Source organism: Bacteroides sp. QWL-09, assembly GCF_058683585.1.
Map to the genome: position 1 here is coordinate 389,542 of NZ_CM178748.1, position 20,348 is coordinate 409,889.

21 protein-coding genes are annotated in these 20,348 nt (G+C 41.2%); 3 read left to right on the plus strand and 18 right to left on the minus strand.

From position 1 onward, the window contains the following. Positions 1-281 precede the first annotated feature (281 nt). The 18 genes from AC4PG5_RS01600 to AC4PG5_RS01685 form a co-directional block, all read right to left on the minus strand. Complete coding sequence (locus tag AC4PG5_RS01600; RefSeq protein WP_492029739.1) at positions 282-2,057, minus strand: UvrD-helicase domain-containing protein; 1,776 nt, start codon at positions 2,055-2,057, stop codon at positions 282-284. Then, positions 2,054-3,778: an ATP-dependent nuclease gene (locus AC4PG5_RS01605; RefSeq protein WP_492029740.1), complete on the minus strand. Its 1,725-nt coding sequence runs from the start codon at positions 3,776-3,778 to the stop codon at positions 2,054-2,056. The genes AC4PG5_RS01600 and AC4PG5_RS01605 overlap by 4 nt, the downstream gene beginning before the upstream one ends. A 94-nt stretch (positions 3,779-3,872) precedes the next feature. Continuing rightward, entirely contained in the window at positions 3,873-4,316 is a 444-nt protein-coding gene (locus AC4PG5_RS01610) for a DUF3872 domain-containing protein (protein ID WP_480376085.1), read from the minus strand. Positions 4,317-4,322: 6 nt separating this feature from the next. After that, on the minus strand, positions 4,323-4,904 hold the full coding sequence (locus AC4PG5_RS01615; RefSeq protein ID WP_288210206.1) for a conjugal transfer protein TraO: 582 nt from the start codon (positions 4,902-4,904) through the stop codon (positions 4,323-4,325). Position 4,905: 1 nt separating this feature from the next. Beyond that, positions 4,906-5,814, minus strand: coding sequence for a conjugative transposon protein TraN (gene traN / locus AC4PG5_RS01620; protein ID WP_288210207.1), 909 nt, complete (start codon positions 5,812-5,814; stop codon positions 4,906-4,908). A gap of 97 nt (positions 5,815-5,911) precedes the next feature. Continuing rightward, entirely contained in the window at positions 5,912-7,252 is a 1,341-nt protein-coding gene (gene traM / locus AC4PG5_RS01625) for a conjugative transposon protein TraM (RefSeq protein WP_288210208.1), read from the minus strand. Continuing rightward, positions 7,209-7,517 (minus strand): TraL conjugative transposon family protein, encoded by a 309-nt coding sequence (locus AC4PG5_RS01630; protein ID WP_288210209.1) that lies wholly within the window; start codon positions 7,515-7,517, stop codon positions 7,209-7,211. Before AC4PG5_RS01630 ends, traM begins: the two co-directional genes overlap by 44 nt. Positions 7,518-7,521: 4 nt before the next feature. Continuing rightward, entirely contained in the window at positions 7,522-8,145 is a 624-nt protein-coding gene (traK, locus tag AC4PG5_RS01635) for a conjugative transposon protein TraK (RefSeq protein ID WP_288210210.1), read from the minus strand. 10 nt (positions 8,146-8,155) lie between these two features. Continuing rightward, entirely contained in the window at positions 8,156-9,166 is a 1,011-nt protein-coding gene (gene traJ, locus AC4PG5_RS01640; RefSeq protein ID WP_025003724.1) for a conjugative transposon protein TraJ, read from the minus strand. Positions 9,167-9,168: 2 nt separating this feature from the next. Continuing rightward, positions 9,169-9,798 carry a DUF4141 domain-containing protein gene (locus AC4PG5_RS01645; RefSeq protein WP_288210211.1) on the minus strand — a complete coding sequence of 210 codons (630 nt, stop codon included), beginning with the start codon at positions 9,796-9,798 and terminating at the stop codon, positions 9,169-9,171. 4 nt (positions 9,799-9,802) lie between these two features. Further along, positions 9,803-10,159 carry a DUF3876 domain-containing protein gene (locus AC4PG5_RS01650; protein ID WP_288210212.1) on the minus strand — a complete coding sequence of 119 codons (357 nt, stop codon included), beginning with the start codon at positions 10,157-10,159 and terminating at the stop codon, positions 9,803-9,805. Then, a complete protein-coding gene (locus AC4PG5_RS01655) occupies positions 10,156-10,476 on the minus strand; it encodes a hypothetical protein (RefSeq protein WP_480376084.1) in 321 nt (106 codons plus the stop codon). The genes AC4PG5_RS01650 and AC4PG5_RS01655 overlap by 4 nt, the downstream gene beginning before the upstream one ends. A gap of 4 nt (positions 10,477-10,480) precedes the next feature. Next, on the minus strand, positions 10,481-12,982 hold the full coding sequence (locus AC4PG5_RS01660) for a TraG family conjugative transposon ATPase (protein WP_492029741.1): 2,502 nt from the start codon (positions 12,980-12,982) through the stop codon (positions 10,481-10,483). Then, entirely contained in the window at positions 12,979-13,308 is a 330-nt protein-coding gene (locus AC4PG5_RS01665) for a DUF4133 domain-containing protein (protein WP_480376082.1), read from the minus strand. Before AC4PG5_RS01665 ends, AC4PG5_RS01660 begins: the two co-directional genes overlap by 4 nt. Positions 13,309-13,319: 11 nt before the next feature. Continuing rightward, on the minus strand, positions 13,320-13,616 hold the full coding sequence (locus AC4PG5_RS01670; RefSeq protein WP_025003727.1) for a DUF4134 domain-containing protein: 297 nt from the start codon (positions 13,614-13,616) through the stop codon (positions 13,320-13,322). A 161-nt stretch (positions 13,617-13,777) separates the two neighbouring features. Next, positions 13,778-14,395, minus strand: a complete 618-nt coding sequence (locus AC4PG5_RS01675) for a hypothetical protein (RefSeq protein WP_480376081.1) — start codon at positions 14,393-14,395, stop codon at positions 13,778-13,780. Continuing rightward, positions 14,392-14,844 carry a DUF3408 domain-containing protein gene (locus AC4PG5_RS01680; protein ID WP_480376080.1) on the minus strand — a complete coding sequence of 151 codons (453 nt, stop codon included), beginning with the start codon at positions 14,842-14,844 and terminating at the stop codon, positions 14,392-14,394. Before AC4PG5_RS01680 ends, AC4PG5_RS01675 begins: the two co-directional genes overlap by 4 nt. A gap of 1 nt (position 14,845) precedes the next feature. Continuing rightward, positions 14,846-15,610, minus strand: coding sequence for a ParA family protein (locus tag AC4PG5_RS01685; RefSeq protein WP_039419371.1), 765 nt, complete (start codon positions 15,608-15,610; stop codon positions 14,846-14,848). 948 nt (positions 15,611-16,558) lie between these two features. On the opposite strand from AC4PG5_RS01685, the gene mobA reads away from it, so the two are divergent. The 3 genes from mobA to mobC are packed head-to-tail and all read left to right on the plus strand — an operon-like array spanning position 16,559 to position 20,277. Further along, positions 16,559-16,996 (plus strand): conjugal transfer protein MobA, encoded by a 438-nt coding sequence (gene mobA, locus AC4PG5_RS01690; protein WP_480376078.1) that lies wholly within the window; start codon positions 16,559-16,561, stop codon positions 16,994-16,996. Continuing rightward, a complete protein-coding gene (mobB, locus tag AC4PG5_RS01695) occupies positions 16,981-18,243 on the plus strand; it encodes a conjugal transfer protein MobB (protein ID WP_492029742.1) in 1,263 nt (420 codons plus the stop codon). Before mobA ends, mobB begins: the two co-directional genes overlap by 16 nt. A 24-nt stretch (positions 18,244-18,267) precedes the next feature. Beyond that, positions 18,268-20,277, plus strand: a complete 2,010-nt coding sequence (gene mobC, locus AC4PG5_RS01700; protein WP_492029743.1) for a conjugal transfer protein MobC — start codon at positions 18,268-18,270, stop codon at positions 20,275-20,277. Positions 20,278-20,348: the final 71 nt, after the last annotated feature.

The following is a 20,348-nucleotide window of genomic DNA, read 5'->3' on the forward strand; positions in this document are numbered from 1 at the left end:
CGTAATAGTAACATAAGTTATTCCTACTTTCCATGTTGATTTACTTGTTATTTTCCTTTCTTTTTAATTAATAACGTAAATCATTAAATGTTCTTGAAATTAAATGAATAAAATGAGTTCCAAATAGTAACATAGACTTTACATTTCTCTTTTTCCATATGGTTCACTCATTATAGTTTATAAAATAATTACAATGCAAACCTAAGGTTTTTCCATGAGCTGATGCGGAGAAAAAGTAGCAAAAAGCCTTTTTAAAGAATATGTTTGTATTCTTTTATTGATTACACAAACTCTATTCCTGGTAATCTCATAAAACAACTGTAATTCTTTTCGTATGTGCCGTTTTTTGTAAGTTGTGTGTTGCTTGCGGAAAAATAAACCTGCTTTTTCGCTCTGGTTACAGCAACATAGTATACACTTAATTCTTCTAAAAATGATTTTTCTATTTCATTATTAATCACGAAATTACAATCTGCACCACACTTACATTTACTGCATAGCCCAAACCAATTAGGGAACGAATCTTTTTCCATATCTGGCAATATCACATAATCCCACTCCAAGCCCTTAGCCGCATGAACTGTAGAAATAATAATTCGAGTATCTAAAAATTCCATATACTGTTTTATGCCATTATGCTCAAAAGTATCCTTTATTAAGTTGATTTTGTCTTCGTTAGATAGGAATGAATAATCCATGAATAAGCGACTCCAAAATATTTCCAGTAACTCCAACAGTGCTTTTATCACAGGAGAATCTTTATCTACATATATCTCTCTAATTTTATCTATATGCTTTCGACCTAATTTCTTTGTGACCTTTGTATTTATCTTGAGGAACTCAATGAATTCATAAAGACATTTCCTATTGAATTGCAAATACTCTGGATCATCATCAGTAAATAATCCATAAAAAAAAGAAATTTTGTTGTGGTCAAATGTTTTAATAATATGTTCGATATTTGGTCCTCTTTGCTTTGCTAATATTGCAACTTTAGAAGTTGGATACTGACGCTGTATCTCTTGTGATTTTATTACCACCTCTAAAGCTTCCTTGACTTGATCTTCATAGATATTAAATTCTACTTTTGAACTTAAAGCATTTGGGTTCTGAAATGGAGTAATTGCATTTTGTCTAATTATCTTATCCAATTGAAGCATATTTTCATTAGAAGAAAATCTGTAGTTTTTATCTAATGAAATAAGTTTAAGATTAAAATGCTCTTTGGCTCTGGTCAATAGATTGGGGACAGCACCGATAAAACCATAAATTCTTTGTAAAGAGTCTCCTAAAAAAAGCACATTAGATTTTTCTGAAATTAAATAATATAGAAGCCAATAGCTTAATAAATTTGTATCTTGGAACTCATCGACAAGTATTGTTGTATAATAATTTTGGTAAAATGATAAAATACTTGGGTACTCTTGAAACAACTTTATAGTCAGTGTTATAATAGCATTAAAAGGAATTGCGCCTTTTTGCAAGATTTCAGCGATTACTACGGAATTATATTCGTTAATATTATCTCTTAAATAAGTTCCTTTTATTTCTTTTACAGCAGAATTGTAGTCAGATAAAACATTCGCATCATTCAATGAAATGCTCTTAAATGATCGCATAATATTATCACTTCTACTGTCATCTACCGATTGTAATGTGTCTAAATTAGATAAAGCCGGATGTAATACATGTCCGTATTTCTTCAATACACTTCGACAAAATCCATGATAATTTGATATGTATGTTTTCTCTTTTATGTTTATTTGTTTATCAAAACCATCTAATAGTTCGGGAATATTCTTGCTTACATCTTTCTTTATTTTATAAGCGGCATTGACACTGAACGTTAGAGCCAACAATCTTTTGGGTACAGGAATTTGCCCAATTGCTATCAGGTATGCAATTCTACTTACCATTGTATGAGTTTTCCCATATCCAGCCGGAGCCTCAACTAAGAGACGTTTGTCGGGGGAAAAAATAACTTCCAATTGTTTATTATCCCCTTGATGTTTTGCTTCTATTCGGGATTTAATAATAGATATTTCTTCGGGACTCATGAGCACAAACCTTTAGCATGTTCAATTAAGGATACAAATATTAGTGGGATGTCCTCTTTTTTTAATTTCATCCCGATTAAAAGCCCTAAAGGTTGTGATTTATTTATGGAAAACCACGTCGAATAAAAAGCCTTTAAATTTACAATATCGGCTTCATTTATTTCAGAAAATTTCAAATTTGTCGATGTGGATGCAGGTAAATAATTGTATTTTTTATGTGCTCTTTTATTCAATGCCGCAGCTTCCATTACCCTGTTTTCTCCTTCGGAATCAAATTCAATAACAATATCGCGTAAAACACCCTCTTTTCCAGAATCAACTAAAGCCATTAACTCCGCCTCAAAATCACGCTCTATGGTTTTCCACAAATTAGGGATTCCACTTGGGGTTGGGTCTCCGTCACTATCTTTAATACCAACGCAAGGTATTCCGAATTTTTCAGCTAACTGAATCAACTGCAATACAGAATCACCTCCTGCTTGAATAACACAAATCCCATATTCATCTAAATCTATGTCACATTTCTGAGCAAAAAATGGAAAACTACCATACTCAGAATCTCCCTCGACAAAAATTGCACATCTGGCAAAAAAGGCTTCTTTAATGAAAGGGAAATGTAACAGCAAATGTTTTTCAAGTTGTTCTCCTAATGTCAGATTTATTCCAGATACAATTTTAGTATCGCCATTGTCTTTATAAAGTCGTATTATTTGTCTAAAATCATTCAATATAATACTCGGAGAATGTGTTGCGACAATAATTTGTCCATCAAATCTATCAATATCAAATAATTCTTTTATCAATATGCTTAAATCTGAGTCTTGATTATTGATGACTCTATTTAAGTATTTTATTAATGAGCGCTGCATGTAAGGATGTAAGTGAATTTCAGGTTCATCAAGACCTAAAACTACAGATATAGATTTACTTCCTGTTTCTTCATTCACAAAGACCCCTGTTTCTTTCCTTTGATCTGAAATCGTTTGAAGTTTATCTAATATAGAAAGTGTAACCAATAATAAGAATTGGATTCCATATCCACATTTTGAAAGAGATGAACCTTTGCCATCTTGTAATGAAAATAATTTGGGAATCAGTTGTAAGACATCTCCCTCTAAAACGGCAGATATTCCATTGTCTTTAAAAGACTTTATTCTTCTAAGTTTAGCATTTACATCTGCTAATAAACTTTCTGTAAATTCAGTATCAATTAAGTTCTCTGAGCTAACGCCTTCTTCATTTGCCAAATAATCTTTTATCATTCTGGATAAAAAACGACCAACACCACGACTACTGTCAAAATTAATTTCAGATATAGGATTCCTTAATGAATCATAGTAGATAAAATTCAAACATTTTATTAGTGAAGGAGAAATATAGGTTTCAGTTTCTAAGTGATAAAACTCCATATTTTCATCTGGAGATATTTGTCTACACAAAATGTTTATATATGTATAATCGTCCAAATCAAATAGATCTTCGAAATGTCCGATCTCTTCAATAGCAAGTTTTATTCGAACATTAACAGTTATGGGTAATGTAGCATCAGTAAAATCATCATAAGCGAAACCTCTTCTGGTGAAAATAATATTCAACAGATTTAGGATATTTGATTTTCCTAAGTTGTTTTCTCCCACAATAAAATTACACGATTCCTCAAATGCAATCGTTGCAGTACTCAAATTCCTATAGTTTTCGACAGAAAGTCCTTTTATCCTCATAATGTTCAAATTAAAATCTCTGCAAAAATACCCATAAAAAAACACCTGACAAGCAATTTTGTCAAGTGTTTTTCAATAAGTTACCTAAAGTCGCTTATTCCTTCTGCTCTTCTTTGTCATTCTCATTATTAAAAGCAAACGTTAGCTGTACCACCTGCCCGAAGCTGTCTTCAATATATACATCAATTTGTTGCTGGTCGGTGGAAGCCGAAGTATAGTACAGGCGGAACGTTTCGCCCGGAAGCGGGTATAAATCATTTGGAAGAAAAACAGTTCCGTCTGCCATCCGCAGCGTTCCTTTGCCATCCGGCTGAAAATACCTGATGAAATACTTCGTTTCTTCGTAATAGCCTTCCCGTTGAAGCTGAAAACGGATTTCAGCCGTTTCTCCAATCTTAATCCGTTTTTGTACAGGCATCGTTGTTACCGTGAACGGGTAAACCTGCTGAACATCCAGCTTATCATCACAAGAAAACACCAGCAGCATTGCTCCCATCAAGTACACCCCCATTAATATGTTCCTGATTATCTTTTTCATATCGCACTAATTTATTATGAATTTAAAACCGACCCCGAACTGTGTGTGGAACTTTCCGATGGAAGAACCGAACAGCATCCGTTCACGGGCATTGATAAGGATAACCACCCTGTCTGTCAGGTAAGTTTCCAGTTCCAGTGTAGCAGCGCCACCATAAACAAAGGCATCTTTGTTTGTGAGTGTAGAACCATCGTATAGTTCTTTATCTCCCCAGTTGCTTGTTTCGTATCCGGCAAGAGCCGACAACCCGAAGGACAGAAAGAAGGTTTTCCGGCGGTCGGAAAGGATTTTGATATAATACCCGCCTTCGCCCGTAAACTGGCTTACAGGCACGGTTACATTCTTATATTCATATTCCTTATTGAAGTATTCTGCCCCGACAACCCAACGATTTCCGTTTTTGGTATAAGTGGCAAGCGCAGCACCGAAATAATACGCCGATTCCGGTTTACCGGGCTTCTTAAAGCCGTCCGCCATCCCGCCCGTAAGTTGGATTCCCTTTTGTCCGGGCAGGTAACGTTGTGCGTGTGCCAGGTTAAAAGTCTGGCACAAACACAACACTACTATAAAACAGATTAACTTCTTCATCTTATTTGATTTTAAGTTCGTTAATCACTCTGGCGTTCACAATATCCGAACTTTCGATGCGGATATTTTGGTGACGGCCACCGTTCTTTTCGACCAGCTCTACCACCAGTATTTTATCATCCGGGATAGTGAACTTCGGTAAGGTATAGACCGTGCGAACAGTGGACTTCCCACCTATGGTAATCACTTCGTTAAAACTGCGGACAGGATAAAGCACCGATTCCTGAATGGCGGTACGCTTTGCCACCTTCTTATCGACAACCTTAAATTTGATAAAGTCTGTATCAAACGGAACATTGGAAGAGTTCTTCACCTGTGTATGGAAATAGAACATCCCGTTATGCACATAAATACCTTTGATTAAGAACTGTATCCCGAAACGCTTGCATCCCAAGTGACGTATCTCCCGGTCATTGTTTTTATAAATGGATTGCATTATCAGTTTCACCAGCAACGGCGATTCATTACCCAGTTCACGGAAGTAAATGTTCATCCGGGTATGGGAATAATCGGTTATGCTTTCATTCTCAAGGAAATCTTTCATTTCGATGTTCAGCATTTCCGGTTCATTGGCATATTTGGCGTTGAAGGAATAAAAACTGCCGTCCTCACAAATAACCGAAAAGTTGGTTTCACCCGGAAAACCTTCGGTAGCAGCTTTAACACGGATAACATTTTCCGCCCCGTCCGCTTTTCCTGCGATAAGGTGAGTAGAACCCAAATCCACGTATTTGACAGTGGACGGGAAAATAATGTGTAACGTTTTGGCAAACGTTACCTGAACCCCGTAAGGCGTAACCATTTGCCCGTAAGGAAACTTTTGGGTGATACCCTGAAACAAATCGTTGCTTTGTGCTTTGACAGTTACCGCACCGATAACCAGTGCGAACATGATAAATAACTTTTTCATTACGAATTGATTTTTAGTTGCCATCGGCGGGTGGATAGCCCGCTTCCCGGCAGATTAATAATTGAGAAATTTTTGTGGTGGGTCGCAGACCCTTTTATTATTGCTTCGTATAAAGCATTACTTGATAGTTTGCTTTGAGATTTACTTTTATCGTTCGGAATTTCTTTGACAAGTATTGCGACCCGCCTTGCAGAACGCCCCTTGTCAAATCCGATACGATGGCAGCCCCCGCATTTTGATTGACGGTAAAGCTTGAGCCAAGCCCAGCCCCGATATTTGCCATACCTTCATTCAGGGCTTGCATTTCCAGCGAGGATGGAACGGATAAACCTTTCTGCCCGTCCGAATCATAGACCACCAATTCAACCGGAATGATATTGCCTTCATATTCCAATGAAGAAATATTAATATCCATGCGCTCACCCTGAACCCGTGCCGTTCCTGATAATAAGCTATTTTTCGGCATCCTGATATGACCCGCCTGTAACGGCTCTAACAGGCGAAGCCGGACATTCTGCCCGTCCATCACCGACTGGTCTTCATGGATACAGGCAAGAATCGTATTTTTTCCCATTAACGACCCAGTTCCGACTGCCGTATTAAATCCATAATTTCGGGGCTGGCTGTACGCTGCGATAAACTCCGCATCACTCATAGGCACTTGTAGTCCCGAAACGGTTTGTTCCGTTACCGCTTGTACAGGCAACGCCTGAACCTTTCCTTGTATGGATGCAGTCGGCGTTACCTGCTTTACTGCCTGTTCCTGCCCGCCATTCATATATTTGGCTGCCAGTTCGTAGGATTTTTCAAGTAGTGCCAGTTGTTCATCCGCCGTACTTTGGGTATTTTCACGTTCATACAGCCGGGATTCCAGTTCTTCAATCTTCCGTGCCAGTTCTTCTTTTTCGGGGTCTTCTTTGGGTGTTTCGTAGAAACTTCCCAACTGGCGGTTTATATCCTGATAGGCATAAGCCGAAGATTGGACATAAGAACTATTGCGGGAAGAACCGCCGTAATAACTCCGGCTGTTACTTGCTGGTTGTTCTTCCGGCAGGTCGGCGGTCAGGCTCAAGTTATCCGTAACCTTATTTTCTTCACCCAATGTAAAGCCGAAGTCCTGCAAAGAACGCATCCGGTCTTCCTGTTTCGATTTCATGGATTCCTGTTCGTAAGCCGTCTTTTTGTCGCTATATATCCCGTCTTCTTTGGGTAATGGTATATCGGCATTAAAACCGCCGATTTCGTCCGGCTTTACTTCGTCTTTTGAGGACGGGGCAAATATCAGCCACATACATCCGGCAAAAGCAAGGAACATCAACGGGAAGATGATAAGTTTCTTCCGTTTCTGTAATTCCTGCGGGGAAAGTTGCTTTTTCTCTTTCCCTTCTTTGTTGTTACTCGTTTCCTGATTCAAATTCTGACTCTGATTCTGTTCCATATTTTTGTAATTGATAATGGTTTATACTGTCTTTCCGTTCTAGTTCCAAGCGTTCAATGTGTCTTATCTCCATAAACTCTTTCTCTGCACTCTTCTTTCCTATATTATATATGGAAGAAACTGTCCAGTAAATAGATAGGATGCTTCCGCCGAGAATAAAGGTTATGATAATGATTATCCGGGCATCTTTCGACAGGCTTCCACAAGCATAGCGCAGCTTATCGTCTATCCAGTCCCGCAGGTTCGTTAATGATTTCTTTACCATAGCCTTACCGTTTTAATACCTGTAAATCTTTATTTTCCGTAATCTCGAAAGCTTCAATGGTAAATCCATGCGGGTTGTTATCACTCCTGACGGAGTTCAGCAACAGGCATCGGGTGATAAGGCTTCTTTCGGTAACACTGCTTTCCCGAATAATCATTTGCCGGGCATAGGTTGCCACCTGATAGGGATAGTGGTCGAAGTTGAATATTACACTGTCCACCTGTACCGACTGGTTGATGTTCCCGGAAATGATACGGTTATAGTATCCCTTTTCGGATAAGTCCTTATAATAATTGAAGGCACTTTTATCCGCCAAGTATAAGGAACGCTGTATGTTCGATTCAATGGCGTTCTTATCCGGCGACAGGGTGAAAAAGAGTTCGTGGAAACGCCGAACGTGTTCCTTTGCTTCTACGGGACGGTTCTGTGATAAGTCCTGCGAAAGTGCCAGCATAAGGGATTTACCCCCATCGAGGACATAAATCTTTTCACGCTGTTTTTCTGCAAAACTGTACGAGTTCCAAAGGGCATAACCCACAATCCCGGCACACAGGCATACAAATACAATCCCGAACAGGCGTATTTGTTTGAAACTGGTTTCTATATTTTTTAATGACTTAAATTCCATTTTTTACTGTTTATTTTTTAATTAGTTTTCCTGAAATATTTCCGGTCGCTGCCCCGGCTGCTGCACCTGCAAGGTTTCCGCCACCACTTGCTGTTTTAGAAAGATTCCGGTTCATACCACCCAATCCGCCAGCCTGAATAATCCAGTTGGATACTGTCGGGATGGTGAAGTATCCCACAATTCCGATAATCATAAAAATGATGTAAACCGTATTGGAACTGTCGGGTATAAAACTGGGGTCGTCCAATAACTGTAAATCACGTTCCAGCATTAAGACCTGAATCCGGGCAAGGATGGAACTGAATAAATCCGATACGGGAAGCCACAGATACACGCTTACATAGCGTGTTATCCATTGTGTTAAGGTTGATTGGAAGCCATCATAGACCGATATTGCAAAAGCAATCGGGCCAAGTATGGCTAATACAATCAAATAGAACGTCCGTATCGTGTCAATGACAAGGGCAGCAGCCTGAAAGAGTATTTCCAGCAGTTCCCTGAACCAGTCCCGGACTGCTTTCTTTATATTGTAAGAAGCCCGTTCCATATACATCCCCATCGTTGTAATCAAATCCGATGGCGACCAGCCCAGTTCATCCAGTTGCTTGTCGAACTCTTCATCGGAAACGAGGTAAGCGGTTTCAGGATTCCGAAGCATAGCTTCATATTCCTTTTTATCTTTCAGTTCCCGATACTTATTCATATCAAAGGTTTGCCCTTCCAGTATATTATGTGTTCCTTTCACTACCGGGGACATCACACTGTTTATCGTTCCCAGTACGATAGTCGGAAAGAACATAATGCACAACCCGATGGCGAAAGGTCGCAAAAGCGGGTACACATCTATCGGTTCGGCTCTCGATAGGGCTTGCCATACCTTTGCTGCCACATAGAATAATGCACCCAGTCCCGCCACACCTTTGGCTACCCCTGTCATATTACTGCACAGGGGCATCATATCCACATAGAGATTTTTCAAAATCTCATGCAGGTTTCCCCAATCAACGGCTAACAACGTCATAATTACCAGTATCTATCGTTAGCAGTTCCATACAAGGCTATCACACGGTCGGTATCGCTGATTTTCTTTGCCCGCAGGTAAGACACGGATATATTTTTGCGGGTATAGTAGGAAACCAAATTCCGGTAATTCAATACGGAATTATATGCTTTGTCTATCCGTTCCATACGTTCGGCATCGGTCATTGACAGCCCGTTGATATTTACCACATTTTTAAGTTCGGTCAATACATCCGAACTTTCTTCCAGCAGTTTGGAATACCCGAAAGCAATGGCGTTGAGTTCTTCCGGTCGGAAGTTCTTATCCGATAACATTAGCTGAAAGTTGGTAACATATATATCCGTAATCTCACCGAGCAGAAGCACGGTTTTCTGTACTTTACGGGCATCTTTCACCAAATTGTTTACAGATTTCAAGGCATCATAATATTGCTTGCCTTGGTCGTACAATTTTTTAGTTTCCTTGAAAGTATCCAGTGTATTACTGACAGTCTTTGAAGTCTGTGCAATTTCTTTGGTAGTATTGACAATACCTTGAGCTAAATTTGTCGGGTCGATTACCGCCCATTGTGCGCTGGCATTACCTACGAACAGGCAAAGTGCCACAGCTAACATCATTATTTTTGTTTTCATCGCTTTAATTTTTTGATTGTTTCTTACTTCTTACATACTCACCGCCGGAGGATAGCAGAATCCGGTCGGTTTCACTATCATAGCTTACCAGTATCGAAAATCCCGTTTCAATAAACAGGTATCCGTCCTTTTCTATGATTTGATAGGTTTCCGCACGGGTTTCGCCCCTGCGGGTTCTTCGTTGCATCGTTACTTTATAGCCATCGGCACTTTCAAAGATTGTGAACGATGGTCGGTTCATAACGCTTTCCCAATGCCCGCACATGGCTTTCAGTCGGTCGGCGTTTGTTTCCTTACAGGAAGACAAAGCCAGCAGGACAGCACACAGAAGCACCGGACAGATGAATCTTATTTGTTTCATAATGAAGTGATTTTAAATTCATATTCTTTTTTCGTACAGTATGTTACAGGCTTTAGCCGTATTGTGTTGTCGGCTCTACTATACCATAATTCATACATCATTTTATCCATAGTGAAATAAAATTCACCGTTATTTACATGGTGGATAAAATGCTTTATTTTGCCTATCTTCTTTCCCCACTTATAGGTTTTATGAAAAGTTATAAAGCATTTGCCACCACCGGAAAATATTTGAAATTCCGTTCCGTTTTCAGTAACCCAGTTCCCGCATATATCAGCAAATCCGATAGGTTTGCTGTCTTTTGTTGTACTTTCCATACGTTTAATCAGGATTACGCTTGCTTTCGGCAAGCTGTTTAATAGCTAGTTCAAGGTCGCCATCCAGTCTTTCGGCGAGCTTGAACAGTTCGAGTTTTTCGGTTTCTTCCGTTGTAAATGCGTAATATTCTTCTAAACTCACTTCTGTGGCATACACAGCCGACTGTACACCACCCAGTCCTATCCATACTTCTTTGTATTTCCGTCCCGGATGGTTCGCCATGTTAATGGAAAGTATTTGCGCCTTTTCTTTGTCGGTCAAACCCAGCATCGCTTGTATGCTATCGAACTTGTTCATGTATTTGCGCTGGTCGAGCAGGATTTTACAGTCAGAGTTCGTAATGATGGATTCTTTCACAATGGGAGAATGGACAATATCGTCCACTTCCTGTGTTACTACCACCGCTTCGCCGAAGTATTTACGCACTGTTTTGAACAGATATTTCAGGTAATGTGCCATGCTGTCTTTGGCGATAGCCTTCCACGCTTCTTCCAAAAGCAACATCTTACGGATACCCTTTAACCGCCTCATTTTGTTGATAAAAACTTCCATCAAAATGATTGTAACCACAGGGAAAAGAACGGGGTTATCCTTGATGGCATCCACCTCAAAAACGATGAAGCGTTTGTTCAGCAAGTCCAGTTCCTTATCCGAGTTCAATAGGTAATCGTATTCACCACCTTTATAGAAAGGTTGCAACACGAACAGGAAATTATCAATATCGAAATCCTTTTCCCTGACGTTCTGTTCGTTCAGGTTATTCCGGTATTCATTTTTAATAAATTCGTAAAAGGAATTGAAGCTGGGGACGATGGACTTATCCTGTGTAATCAGGCTGATAAAGTCGCTTACCGCATTGGACAAGGCAACGCTTTCCGCCCCGGTGGGCTTTTCGTGTTCCTGCTTCCACAAGGTCAGAATAAGCGTTTTGATGGATTCCCGCTTCTCAATATCGAAGATGTTATCTTCGGTATAGAATGGATTAAATGAAATCGGGTTATCTTTGGTATATGTAAAATACACGCCATCTTTCCCGCCAGTCTTCCGGTGGATTAATTCGCATAATCCCTGATAGGAATTTCCGGTATCTACTAACAGAACGTGTGTGCCCTGTTCGTAATACTGGCGTACTATGTGGTTGGTAAAAAAAGATTTCCCACTTCCGCTCGGCCCAAGAATGAATTTATTACGATTCGTAATAATTCCTTTTTTCATGGGCAAATCGGAAATATCAATGTGAAGCGGTTTTCCGGTGAGCCTGTCCACCATCTTAATCCCGAACGGGCTGGGTGATGATTGGTAGTTCGTTTCTTCCGTGAAGAAGCACAAAGCCTGTTCAATAAATGTAAAGAAGGATTCTTCCGCCGGAAAGTCGGCTTCATTGCCGGGGATACCCGCCCAGTAAAGGGTCGGGGTATCCGTTGTATTGTGGCGGGGTTTGCACTCCATCAAGGCAAGCTGGCTTCCCACATCATTCTTGATATGCTTTAATTCCTCTTTATCGTCCGCCCATGCCATTACGTTGCAATGGCAGCGAACAGAGGTCAAACCCTGACTGTGTGCTTCGTTCAGGTACTCTTCTATCCACTCTTTGTTCACCTGATTGGAACGGCTGTATTTAGACAGAGAGTGCATATTACGAGCTTGCTTCTCAAAGCGTTTCAGGTTCTCCGCATGGTCGTCTATAAAGATATACTGGTTATAGATATGGTTACAGGAAAGCAATACGCCCACAGGCGAAGCGAACGACAAACGGCAGTCGCTACGGTCGGTGGACAGCTTTTCGTAACGTGAATCAGTAGTAACCGCACCCGGCAGGTCTTCCACATCCGAAAGCGTATGCAAACACAAGGTATTGTCGCCGATACGCATATCTTCGGGATTCAGTTGCATATCCAGTAAGGTAGTCGTATCGCTTTGCGACAGGGAAAAGTATTTTTCGATAATCCCAGCTTTTTCCGGCGTTCCGGTAACCTCATCCGAGTTCAGGCGGGTAAGGGTGATAAATCCCGAATCGTTCATAATCCGTTCAAACTGCCCGACCGATTCCAAAAACTTCGTTACCGTTTCCTTATCCTGAATTTCCTTCGGAATGATGAAGCCCCGGCAAAGCGTATTAAAATTACTTTGGGTACGGCTTCTTTCCTTTGTGGTTTTTGTCAGGAACAGGTAACAGGTATGATTCAGGAACGGTCTTTCATTGAAATGCCGTTCAAAACTGCGGGACAGGAAACTTAACCCGTCCTTTTGGATTTCAGGGGTATAGTTTTCCTTGATAAACCAGTCCTGCTTATGTACGATGCTGTAATCGGGTAATACTTTGATAGCCTTATGCCAAGCAGAATGTATCGCTTCGTATTCAACCCCGGTAACAGTGAACAGTTCGGGTAGTTCAACCAGGAACGCCACCGTAACATCGGCATCCTTACTGATGATACAATCGTGTTCGGCTGCCAGCAGGGGAAATTTGCTTTCCAATGTGGCTGCTTTTAATATATTCCTCATGCGTTCTTCTGTCTTTTATAGGTGAATAATCGGGGGATAGCCCGGCGGTTGATGATATACCGGGGATGGCTTCTGCGGGCGGTTACTTTCATAAGACCGTGTGTGCCGTATTTGTCATTCAGCATAAAAGTGAAGTACACAAGAGCCGAAGCCGCTACGACCCCAAACCCGATGCAGACCCACTGGTTTATATCTATCATATACAGAATGATGAACAATACAAAGACGGCAAGTAGTCCGCCAGCAAAAATGAACAGGTATTGGCTGCGAAGCCCTTTGAACTCCGCAGGTTTTCCAATCCCCCTGTTAATTGAATAGCTAATCATAACACCTATGATTACAGAAAGAATGAACGAAGGATGGTAGCTGCCACAATCAGGAAGATACAAGCCCCAAACCATGAAGCTGCGGTTTTGCTTGTATCCGGGTCGCCTGAACTGAACTTGTTATATACCTTTACACCCCCAATCAAACCAACGACAGCACCGATGGCATACACCAATTTTGTCGCCGGGTCGAAATAGCTGGTAACCATGTTGGTAGCTTCTGTAATACCACCTACGCCGTTGCCCTGTGCAAATGCAGAAGTTGCAGCCAAGACGATGGCTGCGGAAAGAAATATTTTCTTTTTCATTATAAATTTGATTTTATGATGCCGGAAAGCGGGTGGATAGTCCGCTATTCCGGCGGGATTAATAATTGAGAATTTTTGTGGTTGGTCTTCCGACCTTTTGGAGTGGTTAAGCCCGGCTAACCGTAATCTTTTTCTTTCATACCTGATTCGTTTTAAAGGTTCTACATATAGTCGTTCATGTCGAACGCCTGTAAATCTTCGGGGCTGGTTTCGTTTGGCGGAGCGATAAATACTGCATCGTATTTACCCAGCATTTCCGCCACCCGTACCATACCCCCGTTTATCTGTTCCATCATTGTATCGTACAGGCTGGTTTGTTGCATAACCGACAGTGTTTGCAATGCTTTCCGTTCCTCTTCTTCCGGGGCTTCCTGCTGCCTGACGACCTGTACCGCCTGTGCCATTTCTTCAAAGGAGATACCCCGTGCCGACTGACCTTCACCGCTTGTGATAAGTGCGATTTCTTCCGCTTCCAGTTCATCTTCCGGTACTTCATCTTCATACTTCATTTCAAATTCAACATCCATCGGCTGCGGGGTATCTTCCGTATCAGCCGGGGCAAATATAGAAGCATTATCAACCTCTTTAGAAAACTGGCTTTCAGTGTCTTCGGATGGCGTTACTTGTCTTAACCGGAAGGTTGTTTTTCCAACGACAGCCTTTTCGTTTTTGTGAATCTTAGGCTTTTCGGAAGGTGTATTTTCCTTTCCCTTCCTGAACCGCCAAAACAGGACGAGGTAATAAAGGACAACCCCTGATATCATTAATTTTAGTATCATATCGGGCTTTCAAAAGTTTTCTTATACAGTTCGTTGATTTCGTCCTGATACTGGTCGAAGTGATTCAGGATAATTGTTTCCACATAGCTGCTTACAGTCGCTTTGCGTTCACCTATAACCATTACTATTTTCATTAATTTTTCATGGGTGGAACGGCTTACATATATCGGCTGGCGGTCGGGAAGTTCCATTTTCTGAAAATAGGTTTCCCGGTAATCAGCAGGGGTACTTTTCTTCCGGCGGGTAGTTTCCCTGATGGGTTTTGATTCGGGTTGCCGGACAGGTTCTTTCACAGTTTCCTGTATTACTTCCTGTTCTGCGGGGACTTCCGGTGTATCCGGATCTTTACTTACTGTTTTAGGTGGGATTTCCTGTTTCATGGGTAAACCCTGTGAAATGATTTCCTTCATAAAATCTTCATCCACCTGTACTTTTTCTTGCTTTGCCATATTAGTATAGTTTTATAATGTATCCTATTTCAGCCACCAACTCTTCAAGGTTGCTGCCTTTTATCATTCGCTTATCCGCAGGGAACAGTGTGGAACGGAAGACAGAAGTCTTATCACCGGACAGTTCCTTTTTGTAGCGTTTGGTATCCGGGATAAAGGTTTTCATAAGGGGTAATTTCAGTTCACCGATAGTATTTTCATAAATTCCATACAAGTCGGTTTTCTCCCTGCCATCGACCTGATTCCAAAACAGGTGCAAGCCTTGTATCCGGTAAGCTTCATTCTGTACCAGCAGGTTGTTTACCGTCATAGCGAATGAAAGGCTGCTTTCCAGTACCACCCGGTCGGCGGTAATCGGCGTAAAAATGTAGTCCATAGAAGCCAGCGAACTGATAATACCTTCGCTGTTCACCGTTCCCGGCAGGTCGAAAAAGACCACATCCATTTCCATCGGTTCTGTTTTCAGGAACTCTTCGGCTGTACTGATGGCAGCTTCGGGAGTGCTGCACAAGACCGGATAGGCTTTCTTTCCCAATGCTTTGAACTGGTTAAAGGCAAGCACCTTGTAATTGGCATCGTTGTTTACCTGCTCACCGTCCCGTTTACGCATGGCACTGATACTGTGCTGCGGGTAGTCGCAATCAACAACCGCTACATTGTAGCCTTTCAGGTAATATAGATAGCTTGCTACCAATACCGTGAAAGTGGTTTTGCCGACCCCGCCTTTTTGGGTGGAGAAGGCTACGAATAATGTTTCTTTCTTCATTTCTTTAATTTTAATAGTTTGAAATATTTAGTTAATTTTGTAGCAATTAAGACGCTTAGTCGTAATCACAAGCTTAGTGTCATGCGCGCTTGGGTTTCCAATGCCAACGTACTTCCAGCTGGTTCTGGGAGGGGTTTCACTATTTAATATGTTGGGAAAGGAGGTGTCAAGTATGAAAAAAACGATTATGAAGGCGGTAGGGGCTGTTGCGGCAGGCCGAAACAGAAAGTTCGCATGATAACAGTAAGTGTAACCAATATATTACGATGAAGGCTCCATGGGTTCAAATCCCGCCCTGCCTCTAATAAAGCCATCTTCGGATGGCTTCTTCTTTTCTTGTATATTTTTATAAGCATTTCTTTATTCATTATTGATTGACTGCTTTATTCCATGCAGTATTGATTTCCATATTGTTATCTCTAATTCAATCTGTCTTTATTGACTTGCAGACATATTGTTTTATTGATTGCTTGAAATATTGATTCCAGTATTTCTTGATTTCCTGAAATCAGTAAACCAGTCTTTCCATATTGCCCGGTTTATTCCAATATTTCTATCGGTATTTACCGCTTTACTTATCTGTTTCAATCCTGATTTTGAGAACAAATAAATGGAGAAAAACCGTCCGTTTTTGAAAATGGCTTCGTATGGCTTTAGATGGCTTCGCTTGTCCTATAATGCACTATGGCACAGCACAATTAATCCCTGTTACTTTGCACTGGAATCCTATCTGAACCAATAAAAAGGTATATGTTCAGTAGCTTCCCGGAGTTCATTCACCTTATGGCTAATTGCTAATCCGTCCCATGACGGATTTTATTTGCGCCGTGCAAATAGCAAGGTGTGTCCTCAGCAGCTTGAAATTCTTTCAGCAGCTTAGAACCCCTTGCCCAGACAAGCCGGGATGGGTTGTACTCCGAAGTCGTAAACCCTTTAAAAAATAATGGTATGGGAAAAGAGAAATCTAATGTGCCACAATCCGGTGGCAAAGGACGAAAGCCAAAGGCAGACCCGGCAGTTTTCCGGTATTCGGTCAGTTTCAATGCGACTGACCATGCCCGTTTTTTGGCTCTCTTTGAACAGTCCGGTATGCGGACGAAAGCGCATTTTATCACAGAAAGAATCTTTGGCGGTTCTTTCAAAGTGATAAAAATTGATAAGGCAGCAGTCGATTATTACACACGCCTGACAACTTTTTACGCTCAATTCCGGGCAATCGGCGTAAACTATAATCAGATTGTGAAGGCTCTGAACTCCAATTTTACCGAAAAGAAAGCCCTTTCTTTTCTCTATAAATTGGAAAAAGCGACCGAAGAACTGGTGGTATTAAGCCGGAAAATTATCGAACTCACACAGGAATTTGAACAGCGATGGTTGCAAAAATAAATGTGGGTAGTTCGCTTTTCGGTGCGCTGGCATACAATCAGAATAAGGTCGATGAAGAACAGGGAAAGGTACTTTTCAGTAACCTGATATTTGAAAGTGAAGACGGTAATTTCAACATCCAGCGTTGCATGGAAAGTTTTGAAATGCACCTGCCCCAAGACATTAAAACTGAAAAACCCATAATCCATATATCCCTGAATCCACACCCGGACGATAAACTTTCGGATGAACAGCTATCGGAGATTGCACAGGAGTATATGGATAAACTGGGCTATGGCAATCAGCCCTACATAGTTTACAAGCATGAAGACATCGACCGCCACCACCTGCATATTGTATCCCTGCGGGTGGACGAGAACGGCAAAAAACTCAATGATAAGTTTGAACATCGCCGAAGCAAGGACATTACACGGGAACTGGAAGCAAAATATGGTCTGCATCCTGCCGAAAAGAAACAACAGCAGGAACACTACCAGTTCCGAAAGGTCGATTATGCTGCGGGTAATGTAAAATACCAGCTTTCCAATACGGTTAAAGGTGTGGTAAATACTTACCAGTTCCAAAGTATCGGGGAACTGAATACCCTGTTATCATTATACAATGTACGTGCGGAAGAAGTCAAAGGAGAAATCCGGGGCAAGGCGTATAACGGTATAGTTTATTCCGCAACCGATGATAAAGGCGAAAAGCTGGGTAATCCTATCAAGTCTTCCCGGCTGGGTAAGTCGGTCGGTTATGAAGCATTGGAGCGCAGGATAGGACAAGCAGCGACCAAATGGAAAGACGGTAAACTGAAAGCCAATATCAAAGGTCGGGTAAGCGAAGCATTGAAAGCTTCCGGCTCAAAGAAACAATTTGAAAAAAAACTAAAAGAAAAAGGTGTTGAAGTCTTATTCCGGCAAAACCCGGAAGGCCGTATCTATGGTGCGACCTTTATCGACCACGAAAACAAAGCCGTCCTGAATGGCTCTCGTTTAGGAAAAGAATTTTCAGCCAATGTATTTAATGACCTGTTTAGAGAATCCCTTGTAAACGAGGGACACACAAAACAGGATGTTCCAAAAGAACCGTTCACACCTTCAGCAGAACCGTTCGTGCCGTCAGAACGGCAATCCGAAAGTGGAGAATCTACAATCGGAAGCCTTTTCAGTATCCTGCCCGGTGGCAGCGATTCATCGGCTGGGAATGATAAAGCCCCACCAACTCCTAAGAAAAAGAAAAAACGCCGTTACGGACGACAGATGTAATAACAGTCTAAAAAATAATCAATTATGCAGAATGAAGATGATTTAAGAGGACTTGCCAAAGTCATGGACTTTATGCGAGCAATCAGTATTTTATTTGTGGTAATCAATATTTACTGGTTTTGTTACCAGTCGATAGTAAACTGGGGTATCAATATCGGCGTACTCGATAAGATACTATTAAACTTCCAGCGAACTGCAGGGCTCTTCAGCCATATCCTGATAACGAAGGTATTTGCAGTGGTATTCCTTGCTTTGAGTTGTTTGGGAACAAAAGGAGTGAAGGAAGAAAAAGTAACATGGACAAAGATTTATGTTTTCCTTGTTATTGGCTTTATCCTGTTTTTTCTAAACTGGTGGATGCTGTATTTGCCATTACCACTTTCGGCAAACGCTACATTTTATATTCTGTCAATGGCTGGCGGATATTTATGTTTATTGGTCGCAGGGGTATGGATGTCCCGGCTACTCAAAAACAATATGATGGACGATGTTTTCAATTTGGAAAACGAAAGCTTCATGCAGGAAACCCGCCTGATGGAGAATGAATATTCAGTGAATCTTCCATCACGTTTTTGGCATAAGAAAAAACAACACAAGGGATGGATAAACGTAGTGAACCCGTTCCGGGCTACTATTGTGCTAGGAACTCCCGGTAGCGGTAAATCTTATGCAGTGGTGAATAATTACATTAAACAGCATATAGAGAAGGGGTTTGCACTTTATTGTTATGATTATAAGTTCCCGGACTTATCCGAAATTGCTTACAATCACCTGATGAACCATTCGGATGCTTATAAAGTAAAGCCCACTTTCTATGTGATAAATTTTGACGACCCACGCCGAAGCCACAGATGTAACCCTATCAATCCGGCATTTATGACAGATATATCGGATGCCTACGAATCGGCATACACTATTATGCTGAACCTGAACCGAAGCTGGATTCAGAAGCAGGGCGACTTCTTTGTGGAATCCCCGATTATCTTACTGGCTGCGATTATTTGGTTTCTCAAGATATATAAAGACGGAGAGTATTGTACGTTCCCGCACGCCATAGAGTTCCTGAACCGGAAGTATGCGGATACATTCGTTATCCTGACTTCCTACCCGGAGTTGGAAAACTATCTTTCTCCTTTTATGGATGCGTGGGAATCGCAAGCCCAAGACCAGTTACAGGGGCAAATCGCATCGGCTAAGATACCGTTATCGAGGATGATAAGCCCGGCATTATACTGGGTAATGACGGGTGATGATTTTACGCTGGATATTAATAACCCGGACGAACCGAAGATACTTTGTGTCGGCAATAATCCCGATAGGCAGAATATTTATTCCGCTGCTTTGGGACTGTACAACAGCCGTATTGTAAAGTTGATAAACAAGAAGGGACAGCTTAAAAGTTCGGTTATAATTGACGAATTGCCCACGATTTACTTTAGGGGGTTAGATAATCTGATAGCTACCGCCCGTTCTAATAAAGTTGCAGTCTGTTTGGGTTTTCAGGATTACAGCCAGCTAACAAGGGATTATGGCGATAAGGAAAGTAAAGTAATCCAAAATACAGTTGGAAATATTTTTAGTGGTCAGGTCGTAGGAGAAACAGCAAAAACATTGTCAGACCGATTCGGGAAAGTTTTGCAGAAACGCCAGTCCATGACAATCAACCGTCAGGATAAATCTACCTCAATCAGTACACAGATGGATAGCTTGATACCTGCCAGTAAAATTTCAAATCTTACGCAGGGGATGTTTGTGGGTGCGGTCAGTGATAATTTCGACGAACGGATAGACCAAAAGATTTTCCATGCTGAAATCGTAGTGGATAACGAGAAGGTAAAACGTGAAACTGCCCGCTATGAAAAGATACCGGAGATTATAGACTTCCGGGATGCAGATGGCAACGACCTGATGAAAGAGCAAATCCAGCTTAATTACGAGCGGATAAAGCAGGATGTAAAGCAGATTGTGATTGATGAACTGGAACGCATCAAAAGCGACCCGGAGTTACAGCATTTAGTGAAAAGTGAAGGATAAATACTTACTTGTTAATAAGTTCTCTATATAACAGTTGCATAGCTAGGAAAGAAATAATAAATTTGCACGTT